This is a genomic window from Propionicimonas sp., assembly GCF_034927565.1.
In the GTDB taxonomy this organism is placed as follows: domain Bacteria; phylum Actinomycetota; class Actinomycetes; order Propionibacteriales; family Propionibacteriaceae; genus Propionicimonas.
Genome location: NZ_JAYFPT010000003.1, coordinates 1 through 18,915, shown reverse-complemented (window position 1 = coordinate 18,915; position 18,915 = coordinate 1). Strand labels below are relative to the sequence as shown.

18 protein-coding genes are annotated in these 18,915 nt (G+C 69.4%); 11 read left to right on the top strand and 7 right to left on the bottom strand.

Annotated features, from left to right (window positions below; translation table 11 throughout):
- The first annotated feature begins 45 nt into the window (after nt 1-45).
- A complete protein-coding gene (gene fabG / locus VB080_RS00735) occupies nt 46-765 on the top strand; it encodes a 3-oxoacyl-ACP reductase FabG (protein WP_323416498.1) in 720 nt (239 codons plus the stop codon).
- 114 nt (nt 766-879) lie between these two features.
- Entirely contained in the window at nt 880-1,650 is a 771-nt protein-coding gene (gene fabI / locus VB080_RS00730; RefSeq protein WP_323416497.1) for an enoyl-ACP reductase FabI, read from the top strand.
- 1 nt (nt 1,651) lies between these two features.
- Here the strand turns inward: fabI and VB080_RS00725 are convergent, their stop codons facing one another.
- Nucleotides 1,652-2,431 carry an isoprenyl transferase gene (locus tag VB080_RS00725; protein ID WP_323416496.1) on the bottom strand — a complete coding sequence of 260 codons (780 nt, stop codon included), beginning with the start codon at nt 2,429-2,431 and terminating at the stop codon, nt 1,652-1,654.
- Nucleotides 2,432-2,603: 172 nt separating this feature from the next.
- On the opposite strand from VB080_RS00725, the gene VB080_RS00720 reads away from it, so the two are divergent.
- Nucleotides 2,604-3,044, top strand: coding sequence for an Hsp20/alpha crystallin family protein (locus VB080_RS00720; protein WP_323416495.1), 441 nt, complete (start codon nt 2,604-2,606; stop codon nt 3,042-3,044).
- A gap of 59 nt (nt 3,045-3,103) precedes the next feature.
- Here the strand turns inward: VB080_RS00720 and VB080_RS00715 are convergent, their stop codons facing one another.
- Both VB080_RS00715 and VB080_RS00710 read right to left on the bottom strand, forming a co-directional pair.
- Entirely contained in the window at nt 3,104-4,039 is a 936-nt protein-coding gene (locus VB080_RS00715; protein ID WP_323416494.1) for an aldo/keto reductase, read from the bottom strand.
- 10 nt (nt 4,040-4,049) lie between these two features.
- Nucleotides 4,050-4,676, bottom strand: a complete 627-nt coding sequence (locus VB080_RS00710) for an SIMPL domain-containing protein (RefSeq protein WP_323416493.1) — start codon at nt 4,674-4,676, stop codon at nt 4,050-4,052.
- An 84-nt stretch (nt 4,677-4,760) separates the two neighbouring features.
- Between VB080_RS00710 and VB080_RS00705 the strand changes: the two genes are divergently transcribed.
- Entirely contained in the window at nt 4,761-5,249 is a 489-nt protein-coding gene (locus tag VB080_RS00705; RefSeq protein WP_323416492.1) for a heme-degrading domain-containing protein, read from the top strand.
- 54 nt (nt 5,250-5,303) lie between these two features.
- On the opposite strand, the gene VB080_RS00700 is transcribed toward VB080_RS00705, so the two are convergent.
- Nucleotides 5,304-6,914 (bottom strand): FGGY-family carbohydrate kinase, encoded by a 1,611-nt coding sequence (locus VB080_RS00700; protein WP_323416491.1) that lies wholly within the window; start codon nt 6,912-6,914, stop codon nt 5,304-5,306.
- Between the two features lie 63 nt (nt 6,915-6,977).
- Here VB080_RS00700 and recO point away from each other — a divergent pair, with 63 nt between their 5' ends.
- Nucleotides 6,978-7,718: a DNA repair protein RecO gene (gene recO / locus VB080_RS00695; RefSeq protein WP_323416490.1), complete on the top strand. Its 741-nt coding sequence runs from the start codon at nt 6,978-6,980 to the stop codon at nt 7,716-7,718.
- Nucleotides 7,719-7,724: 6 nt separating this feature from the next.
- On the opposite strand, the gene nhaA is transcribed toward recO, so the two are convergent.
- On the bottom strand, nt 7,725-9,626 hold the full coding sequence (nhaA, locus tag VB080_RS00690) for a Na+/H+ antiporter NhaA (RefSeq protein WP_323416489.1): 1,902 nt from the start codon (nt 9,624-9,626) through the stop codon (nt 7,725-7,727).
- A gap of 84 nt (nt 9,627-9,710) precedes the next feature.
- Between nhaA and VB080_RS00685 the strand changes: the two genes are divergently transcribed.
- From VB080_RS00685 to dusB, 3 genes are all read left to right on the top strand, one after another.
- Nucleotides 9,711-10,022: an antibiotic biosynthesis monooxygenase family protein gene (locus VB080_RS00685; RefSeq protein WP_323416488.1), complete on the top strand. Its 312-nt coding sequence runs from the start codon at nt 9,711-9,713 to the stop codon at nt 10,020-10,022.
- A gap of 76 nt (nt 10,023-10,098) precedes the next feature.
- A complete protein-coding gene (locus tag VB080_RS00680) occupies nt 10,099-11,496 on the top strand; it encodes a glycine--tRNA ligase (RefSeq protein ID WP_416339571.1) in 1,398 nt (465 codons plus the stop codon).
- 264 nt (nt 11,497-11,760) lie between these two features.
- Nucleotides 11,761-12,981: a tRNA dihydrouridine synthase DusB gene (gene dusB / locus VB080_RS00675; protein ID WP_323416486.1), complete on the top strand. Its 1,221-nt coding sequence runs from the start codon at nt 11,761-11,763 to the stop codon at nt 12,979-12,981.
- 15 nt (nt 12,982-12,996) lie between these two features.
- On the opposite strand, the gene VB080_RS00670 is transcribed toward dusB, so the two are convergent.
- A complete protein-coding gene (locus VB080_RS00670; RefSeq protein ID WP_323416485.1) occupies nt 12,997-13,761 on the bottom strand; it encodes a hypothetical protein in 765 nt (254 codons plus the stop codon).
- 73 nt (nt 13,762-13,834) lie between these two features.
- Between VB080_RS00670 and VB080_RS00665 the strand changes: the two genes are divergently transcribed.
- The 3 genes from VB080_RS00665 to VB080_RS00655 all read left to right on the top strand — a co-directional run bounded on the left by VB080_RS00665 (nt 13,835) and on the right by VB080_RS00655 (nt 17,820).
- Nucleotides 13,835-14,959, top strand: coding sequence for an HD domain-containing protein (locus VB080_RS00665; protein WP_323416484.1), 1,125 nt, complete (start codon nt 13,835-13,837; stop codon nt 14,957-14,959).
- Nucleotides 14,960-15,031: 72 nt separating this feature from the next.
- Nucleotides 15,032-16,879 carry a DNA primase gene (dnaG, locus tag VB080_RS00660; RefSeq protein WP_323416483.1) on the top strand — a complete coding sequence of 616 codons (1,848 nt, stop codon included), beginning with the start codon at nt 15,032-15,034 and terminating at the stop codon, nt 16,877-16,879.
- Between the two features lie 92 nt (nt 16,880-16,971).
- Nucleotides 16,972-17,820: a sigma-70 family RNA polymerase sigma factor gene (locus VB080_RS00655; RefSeq protein WP_323416482.1), complete on the top strand. Its 849-nt coding sequence runs from the start codon at nt 16,972-16,974 to the stop codon at nt 17,818-17,820.
- A gap of 1 nt (nt 17,821) precedes the next feature.
- Here the strand turns inward: VB080_RS00655 and VB080_RS00650 are convergent, their stop codons facing one another.
- Nucleotides 17,822-18,790, bottom strand: coding sequence for a nucleoside hydrolase (locus VB080_RS00650; RefSeq protein WP_323416481.1), 969 nt, complete (start codon nt 18,788-18,790; stop codon nt 17,822-17,824).
- Nucleotides 18,791-18,915 lie beyond the last annotated feature (125 nt).

The window sequence follows — 18,915 nt, the reverse complement described above, 5'->3', positions numbered from 1 at the left end:
TCGAGGGTTGAGCGGTCACGACCAACCCGGCCGCCACCCGCTAGCGTGGCGCCCGTGAGTCAACCACGCAGTGTCATCGTCACCGGCGGCAACCGCGGCATCGGACGTGCGATCGTCGAACGATTCGTCGCCGACGGCCACCGGGTGGCCGCCTTCTCCCGGGCCGGCGAGGCGCCCGGTGGTGCCCTCGGGATCGCCGTCGATGTCACCGACACCGAGCAGGTGGAGGCCGGCTTCAAGGCCGCCGAGGAGGCGAACGGCCCGGCCGAGGTGGTGGTCGCCAACGCCGGCGTCACCAAGGACACCCTGGTGCTGCGGATGAGCGAGCAGGATTTCGCCGGCGTCCTCGACGTCAACCTGACCGGCTCCTTCCGGATCGCCAAGCGGGCGGCGAAGTCGATGATTCGCGCCCGGTGGGGACGGATCATCTTCACCGGCTCGGTGGTCGGGCTGTACGGCTCGCCCGGGCAGGTGAACTACGCCGCGTCCAAGGCCGGGTTGGTGGGCATGGCGCGCTCGCTGAGCCGGGAACTTGGTAGCCGCGGGGTGACGGCCAACGTGGTGGCGCCCGGCTTCATCGAGACCGACATGACAGCGGTGCTCGGCGACGACCTGGTCGCCCGGTACACCGCCTCCACCCCGGCCGGACGGCTGGGCAGGCCGGACGAGGTGGCTGCTGCTGTCGCCTTCCTGGCCTCGGACGCGGCCGGGTTCATCACCGGCGCCGTGCTGCCGGTGGACGGCGGGCTGGGAATGGGCCACTAGGGTCCGCCACCGGCTGGGCGGGGCCGCGCGGGCTCGACCAGCAGGTGGCGATCGGAGCCCGGCCCGGCGTCACGCGGCGGTCAGGGCAGGGACAGGAAGAACGAAGGAGAGACGATGGGCATTCTGGAAGGCAAGAACATCCTGGTTGCCGGGGTGACGATGAACACCTCGATCGGCTACCGGGTGGCCGAGTTGGCCCAGGCCGAGGGCGCGACGGTGATCGTGTCGAACTTCGGACGGGCGATGAGCCTCACCGCGCGGGTGCTCAAACGGCTCGACCCGATGCCCCCGCTGATCGAACTCGACGTCAGCAACGACGAGCATCTGGCGACGCTGGCCGATCGGCTTCGCGAGCACGTCGACCACCTTGACGGGGTGGTGCACTCGATCGCCTTCGCCAACCCGGAGACCGCCCTGGGCGGCGCCTTCCTCACCACCGGTTTCGGCGACGTCGGCACCTCGCTGCAGGTCTCGGCCTATTCGCTGGTCAGCCTGACCATGGCCTGCAAGCCGCTGTTCGGCGACACCGCGTCCGTGGTCGGTCTGACCTTCGATGCCCGCTACTCCTGGCCCGCCTATGACTGGATGGGGGTCTCCAAGGCCGCGCTGGAGAGCGCCTCGCGCTACCTGGCCCGTTACCTGGGTCCCGAGGGCGTCCGGAGCAATCTGGTGGCTGCCGGCCCGCTGGAGACCATCGCCAAGAAGGCCATTCCGGGGGCGGAGTCGTTCAATGACATCTGGTCCGAGCGCGCCCCGCTCGGCTGGGATCCGCGCGACACCACTCCCACCGCCAAGGCGGTGGTGGCGCTGCTGAGCGACTGGTTCCCGGCCACCACCGGTGAGATGCTCCACGTGGACGGTGGCCTGCACTCCACCGGCGCCTGAGTCAGACTGGGTTGGGTTCCGCGCCGCCGTAGCGGCGGTCACGGTGGACGTAGAGTTCGACCGCGCGCCACAGGTCGCGGCGGTCGAAGTCGGGCCACAGCGTGTCGAGGAAGACCAGTTCGGCGTAGGCCGACTGCCACAGCAGGAAGTTCGACGTCCGCTGTTCGCCCGATGACCGGACGAACAGGTCGACATCGGGGATCTCGGGCTCGTCGAGGAAGGTGCGGAACTTCGCCTCGGTGAGCCGGGACGGGTCGAGTTCACCCCGCACGGCTGCCTCGGCGACCGCCCGGGCGGCGTCGGTGATCTCGGCCCGGCCACCGTAGTTCACGCAGAACTGCAGGGTGAGGACGGTGTTGTCCCGGCTCTGCTGCTCGGCCTCCTGCAGTTCGCGGATCACCGACCTCCACAGCCGGGGGACGCGGCCCGCCCAGCGGATCCGGACGCCCATCGCGTCCAACTGGTCACGGCGGCGGTGGATGACGTCGCGGTTGAAGCCCATCAGCCAGCGCACCTCGTCGGGGGAGCGCCGCCAGTTCTCGGTGGAGAAGGCGTAGGCCGACAGATAGGGGATGCCCAGTTCGATGGCTCCCTCGATCACATCGAAGAGGGAGTCCTCGCCCCGGGCGTGTCCCTCGGTGCGGGCCAGCCCGCGGGCTTTCGCCCAGCGGCCGTTCCCGTCCATCACCAGTGCGACATGGCGGGGTAGCAGCCGGGGATCGAGGACGGGCGGCCGGGCTCCGGACGGGTGCGGGATCGGCGGGCGGGGAACCTTCTTCACGGCCACGCAGCCTACCCACCAGCGCCTTCCCCGCCGACAGCAGAGGCCGAGAATTCAACCTGAGCCTGATCCACTCAACTTCTTGAACAACGTCGGGAATCGACGCACACTGGAAGGTGTTAGCACTCATGTAGGCAGAGTGCTAAGAGAACTACCCAGAGGAGTGACAAAGATGGCACGTACCTTCGATCCCTTCCGTGAGATGGACCGCTGGCTCGGTGATGTTGTCCGGACGCCCGCATCCGCTGCGATGCCGATGGACCTCTATCGCGAGGGCGAGGCGTTCATCGCCCGGATCGACCTGCCCGGTGTGGACCCGTCCTCGATCGACATCGACGTCGAGGACCGCACCCTCACCATCCGGGCCGAGCGCAAGACCCCGACCGGCGAGGGCGAGCAGAAGTGGCTGGTCCACGAGCGTCCGGCAGGCACCTTCGCCCGGCAGTTGACCCTGGGGCACGGGGTGGCCCTGGACCGGATCGCCGCGGACTACTCCGACGGCGTCCTCAGCCTGATCATCCCGGTCGCCGAGGAAGCCAAACCACGCAAGATCACGGTGGCGCACACCGGTATGCCCACCGAGATCGAGAGCACCGTCGAGGCCCAGGCCTGACGTCGGCATGCAGGCCCGCTCCCCGTCGAGGGGAGCGGGCCTGTGCGGTGTCCGGATCGCTACAGGCCGGCAGAGGCGCGGCTGAGCCGGTTGACCTGGCCCCTGGTCAGCTTGAATGTGGTCGACGCCAGCAGCGCAGGCAGTTGGTCGACGTCGCTGACGCTGGCGATCGGTGCCACCACCCCGGGCTGCTGCCGCAGCCAGGCGAGCGCCACGGTGGCCGGGTCTGCACCCGATTCCTCGGCGACCGCGAACAAGGCGTCCAGCGTGGCGAAGCCCTGCTCGGTGGCGTAGGTCTTCGCCTGCCCGGCGCGGGGGCCGTGCATGAGTTCGTCGCGGGCGTACTTCCCGGTGAGGAATCCGGCCGCCAGGCCGTAGTAGGGCACCACCGCCAGGTGGTGCTGCTGGGCCAACTCGGCCAGGCCGCTGGTCTCCACCTCGGCGCGATGCACCAGGTTGTAGTGCGGTTGCAGGGCTACCGGCAGCGCCAGCCCTTCTCCGGTGGCCACCTCGATCACCTCGGCGACCCGTTCGGCGGTGAAGTTGGAGAGTCCGTAGTGGCGGATCGCCCCGGCCTTGATCATGGTGTCGAAGGCGCCCACCCATTCGGCGACCGGTACGCCAGGGTCGTCCTTGTGGGCGTAGTAGAGGTCGATCGTCTCCACGCCCAGCCGGCGGCGGGAGCCGTCCAGGCAGATCCGCAGGTTTGCCGGCCGCAGGCCACGATGGACGGGATGCTTGCCGGCCTTGGTGGCGATCACCACCCGGTCGCGGTTGCCGCCCTGCCGCAGCCACACTCCAATGGCGCTCTCCGACTCACCACCAGGATGGCCCGGCACCCAGGCGGAGTAGGAATCGGCGGTGTCGACGAAGTTGCCACCGCCGTCACAGAACGCGTCCAGAATGCGTTCGGACATGGCGGTGTCGGCGGTCCATCCGAAGACGTTGCCACCCAGACACAGTGGAGACACCCTCAACGTTGAGATGCGCTGCATGGCGACCAGCCTAGGTGTCGATCTCGAAATCCACCGTCAGATGAACAAAGAGCTCCTGCGTGGCGGAGAAATCCACCCCCAGTTCGACCGGGGCGGCCTTCGCCGAGCGGGCGCTCATCATCATGCCGTCGGCCGCCTCGAAGGAGAACCGCGGGCTCGGCAGGTTCCAGGAGTCGCTGATCGCGGCGATGCCGATGACCCTCAGCCCGGCCGCGGCAGCGACCGCGTCGGCCTTGCGGCGGGCCTTGGCCATCGCCTGGGAGGTGGCCGGAATGCTGGCCTCGAAGGAGGAGTACACCCATTCCAGTTCGCTGAGAACGAGTGAGGGGCGGTCGGCGAGTACCCCGATCACCGACCCGAGCTGTTCCGGGGCGGTGGTGATCGCCAGCAGGTATTCCGCGGACTGGTTCTTCCCCAGCGCCCCGCTGCGGGAGGTCAGGCTGACCCCGGTGACCTCGATCGCGTCCTCGCTGAGCCCGGTGCCGGCCAGTGCCTCGACCAGGTCGCGGACCTCACGGGCCTGTTTGGTGGCGGCATTGCCGAAGACCGCGGACGTGCCCTTCACCCGGACGTGCAGCCGGGCCGAGTCGGCGGTGACCCGCACGGAGTCGTCGATGCTGATGCGCAGAGTTCCCATCCCAGGAGCATAGGGGGTGCGGTGGCGGACCGTCCGGACCCGCGCCCCGCGACAAACCGCACCGGTCCGTGCCACGATGCGCCCATGACCACTGACATCCCCGATCTGGGTGACCGGATCGCCGCCCTGGAGGCGGAGAACCGCAATCTGCTGCTCGACTCGTTCACCAATGCCGACGCCTGGCGGCTCGGCAGCCGGATTCGCGATCTCGCCCTCGAACGCGGGCTGGGTGTGGCGATTGACATCTGGCGGGGCGAGCAGCAACTCTTCCACGCCGCGCTGGATGGGAGTTCGGCCGACAACGACTCCTGGCTGCGGCGCAAGGCGGCGGTGGTCCGCCGCTACGACGCTGCGTCCCTGCTGGTCGGCTACCGGTTCATCGCCAAGGGTCAGGACTTCAATGCCCAGACCCAGCTGCCCTTCCAGGAGTATGCCGCCCACGGCGGTGCTGTGCCGGTCCGGGTGCGCGGGGTTGGCCTGGTGGGGACGGCCGCCGTCTCCGGGCTGGCCGGCACCGAGGACCACGCTCTGGTGGTCGAGGCGCTGCGCGAACTGGCCGGCACCGGACGCTGACCAGTCTCGTCGGGCGCAGACGGGTCAGGCGCAGACTCGTTGGGAGCAGTCTGGTCAGAGGCTGTCGACCGCGGCCCGCTCGACCGCCGAGCCGGCGGTGTAGCGCTGCATGAACGCCTCGAAGCCGGCCACGTCGGCCGGATCGGGGGAGATCGACTCCAGCCCGGCGGTGGCGAAGACCTCGCTGGCCAGGTAGTCGCCCAACCGCTGGCCGGGTTGTCCGTCCTTGGCGAAGCCAGCCAGCAGGGCAATGCCCCAGGCGCCGCCCTCGCCGGCAATATCGCCGACCGAGACCGGGGCGTCGATCGCTGCGGCCAGGTAGCGCTGGGCCACGCCCTTGGTCTTGAACAGCCCGCCGTGGGCGAACATGGTGTCGAGTTGCACCTTCTCCTGCTGCAGCAGCACGTCCATCCCGATCCGCAGGGTGGCCAGCGAGGCGAACAGCTGGGCCCGCATGAAGTTCGCCAACGACAGTCGGGAATCCGGGGTGCGGACGAACAGCGGCCGGCCCTCCTCGAACCCGGTGATGTGCTCCCCGGACAGGTAGTTGTACGCCAGCAGTCCGCCCGCGTCCGGGTCACCGGCCAGGGAGGCGCGGAACAGGGTCTCGAACACCGTCTGGGAATCGGCCGAGGCTCCCAGGGCAGTGGCGAACTCGCCGAACAGCCCTGCCCAGGCGTTGAGTTCGCTGGCGCCGTTGTTGCAGTGCACCATCGCGACCAGGTCTCCGGCCGGGGTGGTCACCAGATCCAACTCGGCGTGCTGTTTCTTCAGCTCGCCCTCCAGCACCACCATCGCGAAGATCGAGGTGCCGGCCGAGACGTTGCCGGTGCGCGGGGAGACCGAGTTGGTCGCCACCATGCCGGTGCCGGCGTCGCCCTCGGGTGGGCACAACGCGATGCCGGGCTGCAGCGTGCCGGTCGGATCGAGCAGCCTCGCCCCGGCCTCGGTCAACCGGCCAGCCTCCTGGCCGGCAGCCCGGACGGTGGGCAGCAGGCCGGCCAGCGTCCAGGGCAGGCTGCGGTCGGCGACCAGGTCTCCGAACTGGTCGAGCATGGTCGCGTTCCAGCTGCCGGTGGCGATGTCGATCGGGAACATGCCCGAGGCGTCGCCGACCCCCAGCACCTTCTCGCCGGTGAGTTGCCAGTGGACGTAGCCCGCGAGGGTGTTGATGTGTGCCAGGGACGGCACATGCGGCTCACCGTTCAGGATCGCCTGGTAGAGGTGGGCGACGCTCCAGCGTTGCGGGATGTTGTGCCCGAACAGCGTGGAGAGTTCGGCAGCGGCCGGGCCGGTGATGGTGTTGCGCCAGGTGCGGAAGGGGACCAGTAACTGATCGTCGGCGTCGAAGGCGAGGTAGCCGTGCATCATCGCCGAGATACCGAGTGCTCCGACGGTCTGCAGGGTGAGGCCGTGGCGAGCCTGGACGTCGGCGGCCAGCGCGGCGTAGCAGGCGCGCAGCCCGTCCCAGACAGCATCCAGGGAGTAGGTCCAGACCCGGTCGACGAATTGGTTGTCCCAGTCGTGGCTGCCGGTGGCGATCGGCGAGGCATCCGGTCCGATCAGCACCGCCTTGATCCGGGTCGAGCCCAGTTCGATCCCCAGCGCGGTGTTTCCGCTCTCAATGGCGTCGCGGATGGTGGTGTCCGAGGGGCCGGTGGTCATCGTTGATCCTTCCTTGGTGGCAGCCTGCGAGGAATCCTAGTGCTCCTGGGAGACAATGGCGGCGTGCCTACCTATCGTGACGAGGCGGTCGTGCTGCGCACCCACAAACTGGGCGAGGCCGACCGGATCATCACCATGCTCTCACGGCAGCACGGCAAGGTGCGGGCGGTGGCGCGCGGGGTGCGGCGCACCTCGTCCAAGTTCGGGGCCCGGCTCGAACCGTTCAGCCATGTCGACCTGCAGTTCGCCACCGGCCGGTCGCTGGACGTGATCACCCAGGCGGTCACCCTGCATCCCTACTCCGAGCCGCTGTCGCACGACTACGAGCGTTACACCACCGGGCAGGTGATGATCGAGACCGCTGACCGGCTGGTCACCGAGGAGGGCGAGCCGGCACTGCAGCAGTACCAACTGCTGGTCGGGGCGCTGCACGCGCTGACCAGCGGCACAGCGGACGGCCCCCGTCCGGGCGTGATGGTGATGGACTCCTACCTGCTGCGGTCGGTGGCGCTGGCCGGCTACGCGCCCAGCCTGGACGCCTGCGCGCGCTGCGGGGCGCCCGGACCGCACGGGGCGTTCAGCCCGGCGATGGGCGGGATGGTCTGCCGGGCCTGCCGTCCGCCGGGTTCGACCCGCCCGGCGCCGGGCACCGTCGGCTATCTCAGTGCCCTGCTCACCGGCGACTGGCCGGCCACCCGGGCTGCCGACGAGTCCACGGTGCGGCAGGGCAGCGGGCTGGTGGCGGCCTTCGTCGCCTGGCACCTGGACCGCGGGCTGCGCTCGCTGAGCCATGTCGAGCGGTAGCCGGGATCAGTCCTCGTCCTCGTAGGTGTTCACGGCGTCGGGGTGGCTGGCGTTGTATTCGAGCGCGGCGATCAGGCTCTGGGCGTCATAGGGGCCGACATGGCGCTGGTTGCCGATGAAGAAGGTCGGAGTGCTGCGAACCCCGCTGGCGATGCCGCTGGCGACATCCCGGCGCACCCGGCGGGCGACCCGATCGTCCTGCAGGTCGCGGAGGAAGCGCTCGGTGTCCAGGCCGAGTTGCCCGGCGTAGCCGACCAGGTCTTCGAGTTCGAGTTCGTCCTGGTGGGCGAACAGCAGGTTGTGCATCTCCCAGTACGTGCCCTGCTTTGCGGCTGCCTCGGCGGCGATCGCGGCGAGGTCGGCGTGGGGATGGATGTCGGTCAGTGGGAAGTGCCGCGGGACATAGCGGATACGGTCCCCGAAGTGGTCGCAGACATCCCTGGTCACACCGGTGGTTTGGGCACAGAAGGGGCACTCGAAGTCGAGGTACTCCACGAGAGTGAACTCGGCGGAGGAGTGGCCGTAGATGTGGTCCCGGCCCGGGTCCACGGGTTCGCTGAGGAACCGCGGGCGTTCGGCGTCCCGTTGCCCGAAGAACCTCGCCGCGATGGCGAACAGCGCCCAGCCCAGACCGGTGGCCAGCACCACCGAGAGCAGAACACCGACGGTCGCCTGGTCGCGCAGGGCCGGGTCATCGAAGGCGAGTTCGATGATCAGCAGTGCCACGGTGAAGCCGATCCCCGACAAGGCTCCACCGGCCAGCACATGCCCGCTGCCGACCCCTTGCGGGAGCTTGCCCAGCCCGAGGCGCACCGCGCTCAGCGCCCCCGTCCCGATGCCGATCAGCTTGCCGAGGACCAGGCCGCCGGCGACACCCCAGGTGACCGGTGACCCCAAGGCCTCCCCCAGCACGCCGCCACGCAGATCGACCCCCGCGTTGGCGAGGGCGAAGACTGGCACCACGACGTAGCTCGTGCAGCCGTGGAGGGCCTCCTGCAGCCGCTCGTTCACGCTGATCGTGCGGTTCAGCAGGTCACGGGTGGCCCGTTGGACGCTGGGCAGCGGGGACTGCCGGAAGGCCCGGAACCCGGTTGCTGCGGCCTCCACCCGGGCGCGGCTGGGCTCGGAGGCGGGGATCAGCAGCCCGGCGAGCATCCCGGCGATGGAGGCGTGCACGCCCGAGTCGAGGGTGGACAACCACGCCAACGCCACCAGCGCCAGGTAGGGCGAGGCCCGCCAGACATCCAGCCGGTCGAGGACGACCAGTCCGGCGAGGGCGACCGCCGCCACGATCAGGGGTGCCAGGTTGAGGTGGTCGGTGTAGGCGATGCCGATCACGCTCACGGCGACGATGTCGTCGATCACCGTGAGGGTGAGCAGGAACACCCGCAGCTGTGTGGAGACGGTCGGCCCGACCAGCGCCAGGACGCCGAGCAGGAAGGCGGTGTCGGTGCCGATCACCGCACCCCAGCCATGCGCGGCTTCGCCGGTGTGGTTCAGGGCGAGGTAGATGGCCGCCGGGACGATCATGCCGCCGACACCGGCGATCAGCGGCACCACGATCTGGCGGCGCTCGGTGAGTTCACCGACGGAGAACTCGTGCCGCACCTCCATGCCGATGACGAAGAAGAAGACCACCATCAGCCCGTCGTTGATCCAGTGGTGCAGGCTCATACTCACGCCGATGTCGCCGGCCAGCAGGCTGACCGGGGTCTCCAGCAGGTCGTGGTAGATCCCCGACCACGGCGAGTTCGCCCAGATCAGGGCGATCAGGGTGGCTGCGACCAACAGCCCGGCGCTGCCGGACTCCGTCCGCATGAACCTCATCACCGGTGAAGACGACAACAGGTCGGCCAGGTCGCGGCGTGGCGGGCCCTGCGTCGTGGAGGTGGTGGTCGAATCGGTCATCCGGCTCCTCCCCGGGTGCGATGTGGGTACCGGGCGTCCGATGCGGTGCCCCTGTGGGCCGACCCGTCCCGGTAGGGTAAACGCGTGCTCGCCATCAGTAGATTCCGGGTCCAGGAGGAAGCCACCGCCGGGTTCGCTGAGCGCGCCCGGACAGCGGTAGCGTACTTCGCGTCCTGTCCGGGATGTGAACAGGTCGACCTGCTGCGGAACCTGGACGATCCGGAGCTGTGGACCATCACCTCCCGCTGGGTCGATGTCGGCTCCTACCGGCGCAGCTTCAACGGCTATGAGGCCAAGCTGGTGCTCGTCCCGCTGCTCAGCGAGGCGATCGACGAGCCCAGCGCGTACGCCACCGCCGACGAGGTGGGGGAGAACCTGCCGAGGTTCCGCGACTGATCGGGCGCGACGGGCGGAAGTCGTGCGATCCCGGCTACGCTAGGCCGAGTTTGTGCGTTGCCAGCCGGGCAACGCCGTGCGACAAGGAGCACACGTGGCCAGCCGCCTGGACAATGTCATCACCCTCACCAAACGCCGCGGGTTCGTCTATCCGTGCGGCGAGATCTACGGCGGCACCCGTGCCGCCTGGGACTACGGCCCCTACGGTGTGGAACTGAAGGAGAACATCAAGCGCCAGTGGTGGCGTCAGGTGGTGCAGGGCCGCGACGACGTGGTGGGGCTGGATTCGTCCATCATTCTGCCGCGGCAGACCTGGGTGGCCTCCGGTCACGTGGGTGTCTTCTCCGACCCGCTGACCGAGTGCCTCAACTGTCACAAGCGCTTCCGCGCCGACCAACTCGAGGAGAACTTCGAGTACAAGAAGGGACGCAAGCCCACCGGGCTGGAGGAGATCAACTGTCCCGAGTGCGGCAACCTTGGCCAGTTCACCGCCCCGCGCGACTTCAACATGATGCTGAAGACCTACCTCGGCGTGATCGAGGACGAGTCCGGTCTGCACTACCTGCGCCCGGAGACCGCCCAGGGTATCTTCATCAACTTCAAGAACGTCGAGAACACCTCGCGGATGAAGGTGCCGTTCGGGATCGGCCAGACCGGCAAGAGCTTCCGCAACGAGATCACCCCGGGCAACTTCATCTTCCGGACCCGGGAGTTCGAGCAGATGGAGATGGAGTTCTTCGTCAAGCCCGGGACGGACGAGGAATGGCACCAGCACTGGATCGACACCCGCACCGACTGGTACGTCGGGCTGGGCATCAAGCCGGAGAACCTGCGGCACTACGAGCACCCCAAGGAGAAGCTGTCCCACTACTCCAAACGGACCGTCGACATCGAGTACAACTTCGGCTTCACCGGCGGTGACGGCTGGGGTGAGCTGGAGGGGATCGCCAACCGCACCGACTTCGATCTCGGGACCCACTCCAAGCACTCCGGACAGGACCTGTCCTACTTCGAGCAGGCCACCGGTGAGCGCTACCTGCCCTACGTGATCGAGCCGGCGGCGGGTCTCACCCGGTCGCTGATGGCCTTCCTGGTGGAGGCCTACACCGAGGACTCCGCGCCGAACACCAAGGGCGGCATGGATACCCGAACGGTGCTCAGACTCGATCCGCGGCTGGCCCCGGTGAAGGCCGCTGTGCTGCCGCTGTCGCGCAATGAGCAGCTCTCGCCCAAGGCCCGTGATCTGGCCGCCGAACTGCGGCAGTACTGGAATATCGAGTTCGACGACGCTCAGGCGATCGGCCGCCGCTACCGCCGCCAGGACGAGATCGGCACCCCGTACTGCATCACCGTCGACTTCGACACCCTGGACGACCAGGCCGTCACGATCCGTGACCGTGACTCCATGAGCCAGGAACGAGTGGCCCTTGACCAGGTGAAGGACTACCTCGCCCAGCGCCTGATCGGCGTCTGAGGACGCTCCCGCTGGCGCCCTGCGTCAAGAACGCGCCGCTGGCGCCCGCGCCCACGTCCCCACAAGCTGTGGCTGAACGTCCGTACTTGGGGGTTCAGCCACAGCTTGCTTCGGTGGAGGGGCTTCGGGGTGTTGTCTCGGCGACAGGCTGTGACGGTGCTGCCGTGGTCGGGGGTTCAGTCACAGGGTGTGTCGGGGAGGCGCGAGAGGCTGCTGGGTCGAGCAACTATCCTCGCTGGGTCAGCCCAATCTCCAAGGAGCACTGTGAAGACCGGAACGCCCGCCGCGACGACAGCGGTGCCAACGCCGCTGCGGCTGGGGACTCTGGACATCGCCACTGCGGTGGTGCTGGCCCCGATGGCCGGCATCACCAACGCTGCCTACCGGCAACTCTGCCGTGAGCAGGCCACGCGCGGGTCGGCGTCCTCCCCGCGCGCAGGCCTGCTCGGCGAGAGTCACGGCTCTCCCGGCCTCTTCGTCTGCGAGATGATCACCTCTCGCGGGATCGTGGAGCGGAACCCGAAGACCTTCGCCATGCTGCGGTTCGACCCTGGAGAGACGGTGCGTTCCGTCCAGTTGTATGGGGTCGACCCGCAGGTGATGGCGAAGGCGGCGACCGTCCTGTGCGAGGAGTTCGGGGTCAACCACATCGACCTCAACTTCGGCTGCCCGGTGCCCAAGGTCACCCGCCGGGGTGGTGGGGGAGCACTGCCCTGGAAACGCGACCGGCTGGCGGCGATCCTCACGGCGACGGTGCGGGCTGCGGAACCCTACGGTGTCCCGGTCACGATCAAGACCCGGCTGGGCATCGACGACGATCACCTGACCTATCTGGACGCCGGACGGATCGCCTCCGACGCCGGCTGTGCCGCGATCTCCCTGCACGCCCGCACCGTCAAGCAGGCCTACTCCGGCCAGGCCGCCTGGGAGACGATCGCCGCCCTGGTCGACGCGGTCGACATACCCGTCCTCGGCAACGGCGACATCTGGGAGGCCTCGGACGCGCTGGCCATGGTGCGGCAGACCGGGTGCGCCGGGGTGGTGATCGGACGAGGCTGCCTGGGGCGTCCCTGGCTGTTCCGCGACCTGGCCGACGCCTTCGCCGGACGTGACACGCAGACGCTGCCCACCCTCGGCGAGGTGACGGCCATGGTTCGCCGGCACGCCGAACTGCTGGCCGAGCTGTACGGTGAGCGGCACGGCCTGACCGACCTGCGCAAGCACATGGCCTGGTACTTCAAGGGCTTCGGCGTCGGCGGCGACCTGCGACGCAGCCTGGCGATGGTCTCGTCCCTGGCTGACCTGTCCGAGCTGCTGGATCGTCTCGACCCGGCCCAGCCCTTCCCGGTCACCGAGCTGGCCAGCCCGCGGGGACGCCAGGGAACCCCACGCGACAAGGTGGTGTTGCCCTACGGCTGGCTGGATTCGGTCGAACTGGGCGACGAGGACCTCAGCTCGGCGGAGTCGGACGCCTCCGGCGGCTAGCTGTACCCGGCTCTTTCAGGAGATCGCTGCTGCGGCGGCGAAGCCGATCGCGAGGATGATCACCACTGGCGCCAGCACGCCCAGCACGATGCCGGCGATGCCCCAGCCGCGTCCGCGCTTGGTGGCGGCGGCGACGATGGAGATGATCCAGCCGACGGTGCCGGCAAGGCTGGCCAGCACGATCCCGGTCAGCGGACCGGAGACCGCCATCCCGATGGCCTGGAGTTGTTCCTCGGGGAGCGTCTGGAGGATCTGCTCGATCTCGGCCTGGCTGGCGCCCGGCGGCACGAAGGTCATGATCGATCCGAAGGTCGGCCCCATCGCGATCGACAGGGCAATACCGGCGATCAGCCCGAGGGCAACCAGGCCGAGGCCGACGATGCCGAGCATGGGTGGCCTCGGCGTGGCCGGGGCGGGGGCGTACACCGAGGACTGGGAGTACGGCGTGGTCGGGTACGGCGTGGGCGCCGCGCCCCAGGGCTGGTGACCCTGCGGCTGCTGCTGCCGGTACTGACCGGGTTGCTGGTAGGGATTGGCCGGCGGGTACTGCGCGCCCTGGAGGTACTGCTGGCTCTGGGGGTACTGCGCGCCTTGGGGGTACTGCGGGTTCTGCTGGCCTTGCGGGTACTGCGCGCCCTGCGGGTTCTGCTGGCCCTGGGGGTAGGGACTCGACTGCGGGTAGGACGGCGTGGTCGGGTACTGCCCGGTCCCACCGTCCGAGGGCTGCTGAGGCGTCGGGCTGGTGGGCGGGGTGTACTTACCCGGATAGTCGTTCGACATGCACCCCAGCCTATCGTCGCCCGTGGCGTTGGGACGGCGTGCACCACTCGCGGCGGATGCCAAGATGGGGGTCATGGCCGAATTGACCCCGAGGGCCGCCGCCTGGGCCGGAACCATGGCCGGGCACGCCGATGCCGGACTGGTGCGCGCACACGCCGACTCCACCACGGCGATCGAGCCCGCGCCACCGATCGGACGCGAGCAGCGGGAGGCGATCGAGGCCGAGCGGCTGCGTCCCGGTGCTGCCCGGGCACGCGGTGCCGGCAACCGGGCGATCCCCGAGGAGCCGGACGCCGAACGCACCTGTTTCGAGCGCGACCGCGACCGGATCGTCCATTCCACGGCCTTCCGCCGGCTTGCCGGCAAGACTCAGGTGGTGGTGTTCCCGTCCGACCACCAGCGCACCCGGCTCACCCACGCCCTTGAGGTGGCCCAGGTTGCCACCTCGATCGCCCGCGGGATCGGCGCGAACGTCACCCTGGCCGAGGCGATTGCGCTGGGCCATGACTGCGGCCACGGCCCCGGTGGCCACGCCAGCGAGGACGCCTTCGACGCCTTCCTGCCGGGTGGCTATGACCACGGCCCCTGGGGTGCGGACGTGGTGCTCACCTCGCTGAACCTGTGCGCCGAGACCCTGGACGGGGTGCGCAACCATTCCTGGTCCAGGCCTGCCCCCGCCACCGTCGAGGGCGAGATCGTGAGCTGGGCCGACCGGATCGCCTACTGCGCCCACGACGTCGAGGACGCCGCCAGTGCCCAGATCATCGACCCCGACGACCTGCCGTCCGAGGTGGTCGAGGTGGCCGGGCGCAGCCGCCGCGAACAGCTCAGCTGCTTCGTCCGTTCGGTGATCCGGGCCACCGCCGCCACCGGACGGGTGGGCATGCCGCCCGTCCAGGCCGGGGCGCTGGCCGCACTGCGGGCCTTCAACTACGAACGGATCTACACCCGGCCGGACGCGGTCGCGCAGTCCCGGGCGGTGATTGCGGTGCTGCATGCGCTGGTCGACCACTACATCAGCCATCCGGACGGGCTGCCGTCCGATCTCGGCGCGCCCGACCTGGACGACCAGGGCCGGGTGCACGCCGCCGTGACCTACGTCGGGGGGATGACCGACCGGTTTGCCTTCGAACAGGCGATCACCCTGCTCGACTGGGATCCGGACAAGCTGCCGAAGGGGATCGGCCGGGACGCCTGAGCGCGAATCGGCTGGCTGCCACCCCGGCATCCGGCCACCGCCCCGGAACGGGGGGCGCGGGCGCATAGACTCATGGCCGTGGCCGGGCTGATCAACGAGGAGGACCTGACGACCGTCCGGGAGCGTTCCCGGATCGACGAGGTCGTCGGCGCCTACGTGACCCTGCGTCCGGCCGGTGGCGGTTCGCTGACCGGGTTGTGCCCCTTCCACGAGGAGAAGACCCCGAGTTTTCGGGTCACCCCGGCCAGGGGCTTCTTCCACTGCTTCGGCTGTGGGGAGGGCGGGGACGTGATCAGCTTCGTCCAGAAGATCCAGAACGTCACCTTCGTCGAGGCGGTGGAGTGGCTCGCCGACCGGGCCGGCGTGCAGTTGCGCTACGCCGAGGGCGGTCCGAACCGTCCCGAACCGGGGCTGCGACTGCGCATCCTGGAGGCGAACCGGATCGCCGCGGAGTTCTTCGCCGAACAACTGCGGGCACCCGAGGGTCTCCCGGGTCGGCAGTTCCTGGCCGGACGGGGGTTCGACGAGGACGCGGCCACTCACTTCGGCATCGGCTTCGCACCCCGCGGTGGCAAATCCCTGGGCAGCCATCTGAAGGCGAAGGGCTTCTCCGACGCCGAACTGGTACGGGCCGGGCTGGTCCGCGACAGCGGCTGGGACTTCTTCCAGGGCCGGGTGCTGTGGCCGATCCGGGACGCCGGCCGCTCTGTGCTGGGGTTCGGCGCTCGGCGGTTGTTCGACGACGACCGGATGCCGGCCAAATATCTCAACACCCCCGAGACGCCGGTCTACAAGAAGTCCTCGGTGCTGTACGGGCTGGATCTGGCGCGCGGCTCGATCGCCAAGAAGGGCCAGGCGGTGGTGGTGGAGGGCTACACCGATGTGATGGCCGCCCACCTGGCCGGGGTGGACACCGCGGTGGCTTCCTGCGGTACCGCCTTCGGCGACGACCACGCCCGGATGCTCGCCCGGTTGATCGACACCCAGGGAGTGCAGTCCGGCGAGGTGATCTTCACCTTCGACGGCGACGCGGCCGGACAGGCCGCCGCGCTGAAGGTGTTCAAGGGCGACCAGCATTTCAGCTCCCAGACCTATGTTGCCGTCGAACCGACCGGGCTCGACCCCTGCGACCTGCGGATCCAGCACGGCGACGCGGCGGTGCGCGAACTGGTGGCCCGCCGGGTGCCGCTGTACCAGTTCGTGATGCGCAACACCATTGCCGGCTTCGACCTCGACCGCGTGGAAGGACGGGTCGCCGCGCTGCGTGCCGCCGCTCCGCTGGTCAGCAGCATCCGGGACGCCTCCCTGGTCTCTGGCTACGTCCGCGAACTGGCCGGGATGCTGGGGATGAACCCGGACGAGGTGCGTGCCGAGGTGAAGCGGGTGCATGCCGGAGCCCGGCCGTCCCGTCCGGTCGAGCCCAGACCGGAGCCGGTGGCACCGACCGCGCTGCCGATCCCCGACCCGCGCGACCGGGGGCTTGAGGCCGAGCGCGGCACGCTGCGGTTGCTGCTCCGCGCGCCGGAGATCTTCACCGCCACGCTCAACGACCTGGTCGCCGACGATTTCGCGCACCCCGCCTACCGGGCGTTGTTCGAACGGATCGGGGCGGTCACCGACCGCACCGGCGACTGGGCCCAGCAGCTGGCCGGCGAACTCGATCCCGTCCTGGCCCAGCTGGTCGTCACCCTGGCGGTCGAGCCGGTGCTGCGGGAACCGACTGCCGGTTATGCCGCCGAGTACGCCGCCGGAGTGCGGCTGCAGGCCACCGCACGACGGATCGCCGCCTTGAAGTCGCGGCTGCAGCGCACCAACCCGGTGGACGACCCGGCCGCCCACCAGAAAATGTTCCAGACCCTGATCGAGCTCGAGTCCCGGCGCAAGCAGTTGCTGGGCCTGGCAACCGGGCCGGCGCTGTAACCGGGCGCTGTCGGAGCCGGGTGCTGTCGAAGTGTTGTCAATCGACCGGTGACCTCTGGCCTGGTGGCAACACTCCCGACCAGTCTGTGGCGATGCACCGCTTTCCCGATCTGCCACCGTTGTTCACCGCGCAGGAGGAGTCCCGGCTCGCCCGCACCATCGAGGCCGGCGTCCTGGCCGGCGCCGCGCTCGCCGACAACACCGGTCCGGTCGGGGCGAGCCTGGCCGAGCTGCAGGCGCTGGTCGCCGAGGGCCAGCAGGCCTGGCAACATTTCCTGCTCGTCAACCTGCGGCTGGTCGGGAACCTGGTCCGCCGGGCGGAAGGGCACGGCGGGGTGGAGGCCGACGAACTCTTCCAGGAGGGCTTCCTCGCGCTGGCTCGCGCCGTGCAGGGCTACGACCACACCCGTGGCCGGTTCAGCACCTACGCCACATCGGTGGTGTGGCAACACCTGGTGGAGGTCACCAGCTCCCGGGACGGCCGGCTGGGCATCCCGTCCCGTCGCGCGGTCGAACTGCGCCGGGCGCAGTTGCTGGCCGACACCCTCGGCCAGGAGCGGGGACGGGAGGTGTCCCTCGCCGAGGTCGCCGATGCTCTGGGAACCTCGGTGGAACGGACCCGCCGGCTGCTCGGCCACCGTGTCCAGGCCTCGCTCGACCAGGCAGCCGTGGCCCGGTGGGCGGACGAGGGGAGCAGCCAGGACTTCGACACCGGGGTCGACGCCGACCGGATTGCCGCTGATCTGGCCCGGCTGCCCGGGCAGGAGCGTGAGGCACTGCGGCTGAGGTTCGGGTTCGCGGACGGCAGGTGCCACAGCTATCGCGACCTTGCCGCCGAGCTCGACACCTCGATCAGTTCGGCCCGCCGGATCTGCGAGCACGCCCTGGAGACACTGCGCAGCTGGCACGCTGAGGCCTGGCAGGCAGACCTCGCGTCCTGACCTACAGACCGGCAATCGGCAGGTTCGGCGCGGTCTCCACCCGCAGGAAGTCCTCCAGCAGGGCGAAGAAGCCCGGCCCGTCGACCGCCTGGTAGACGGTCGCGTTGGGCTCCAGTCCGAACTTGGGCCAGGCCATCACCGTCGCCCCGCGGGTAAGGGGGGAGGCGGTCTCCACGTCCACCCGGTACGCCGCCTGGCGCTGCACCAGTTCGGGATGCAGCAGGGTGGCCAGGGTCATCGAGTCGGGATGGGTGGAGCCATCCACCCCCACCTCCTCGTTGAAGTCCAAGGTGGTGTCGCAGACCGCCTTGAAGAACCTCGCCAGCGGGGTGCCGATCGCTGCCAGCCGGTCGTACCCGGCACGGTTGATGGTGGCGTCGCGCAGGGTGACCGGATCCCAGGTGAGCAGCCGCAGATCCTCGAACCCCGCCGTCAGCACGATCTGGGCGGCCTCCGGATCGACGTAGATGTTGTACTCGGCGGCGGCGGTGATGTTCCCGTGGCCGTTGATCGAGCCGCCCATGATCGACAGGCTTCTCACCCGCTTGGCAAAGCCGCGGTCGAGCACGCAGGCGGTGGCGATGTTGGTCAGCGGGCCGATCGCGACGATGTGCACCTGTCCGGGAGCCTCGGCGGTGATCCGCAGCAGGGCGTCGACGCCGTGCTCGGGGTCGAGCGCGGTCTGCGAGAGGTCCATCCGCAGTCCGCCGGAGCCGTCCCCGTGGACGTCCTCGGCCGAGGCCCACTCCCGCAGCATGGGCTGCCGGCAGCCGGCGTGGATCGGCACCTCGCCGAGCCGTCCGGCAACGTTGAGGGTGAGATGGGCGTTGGCGACCTGCTGCTCGAAGCTGACATTGCCGGCCACCATGGTGATGGCCCGCAGGTCGGCTGCCGGATCGAGCAGGCCCCACAGAATGGTGACGCAGTCGTCCTGGGCAGTGTCGGTGTCGATGATGACCGGGCAAGACATGGACGGCAGCGTACCGGGCCGGGTGAAAGGCCTGGCGGCCGGTTCAGGAGTCGCGACGGTCCGGGATGAACAGCCTGATCACCAGCCGCAGGGCGAGCACCAGGCCGAGGAAGCCGAGCACGGCG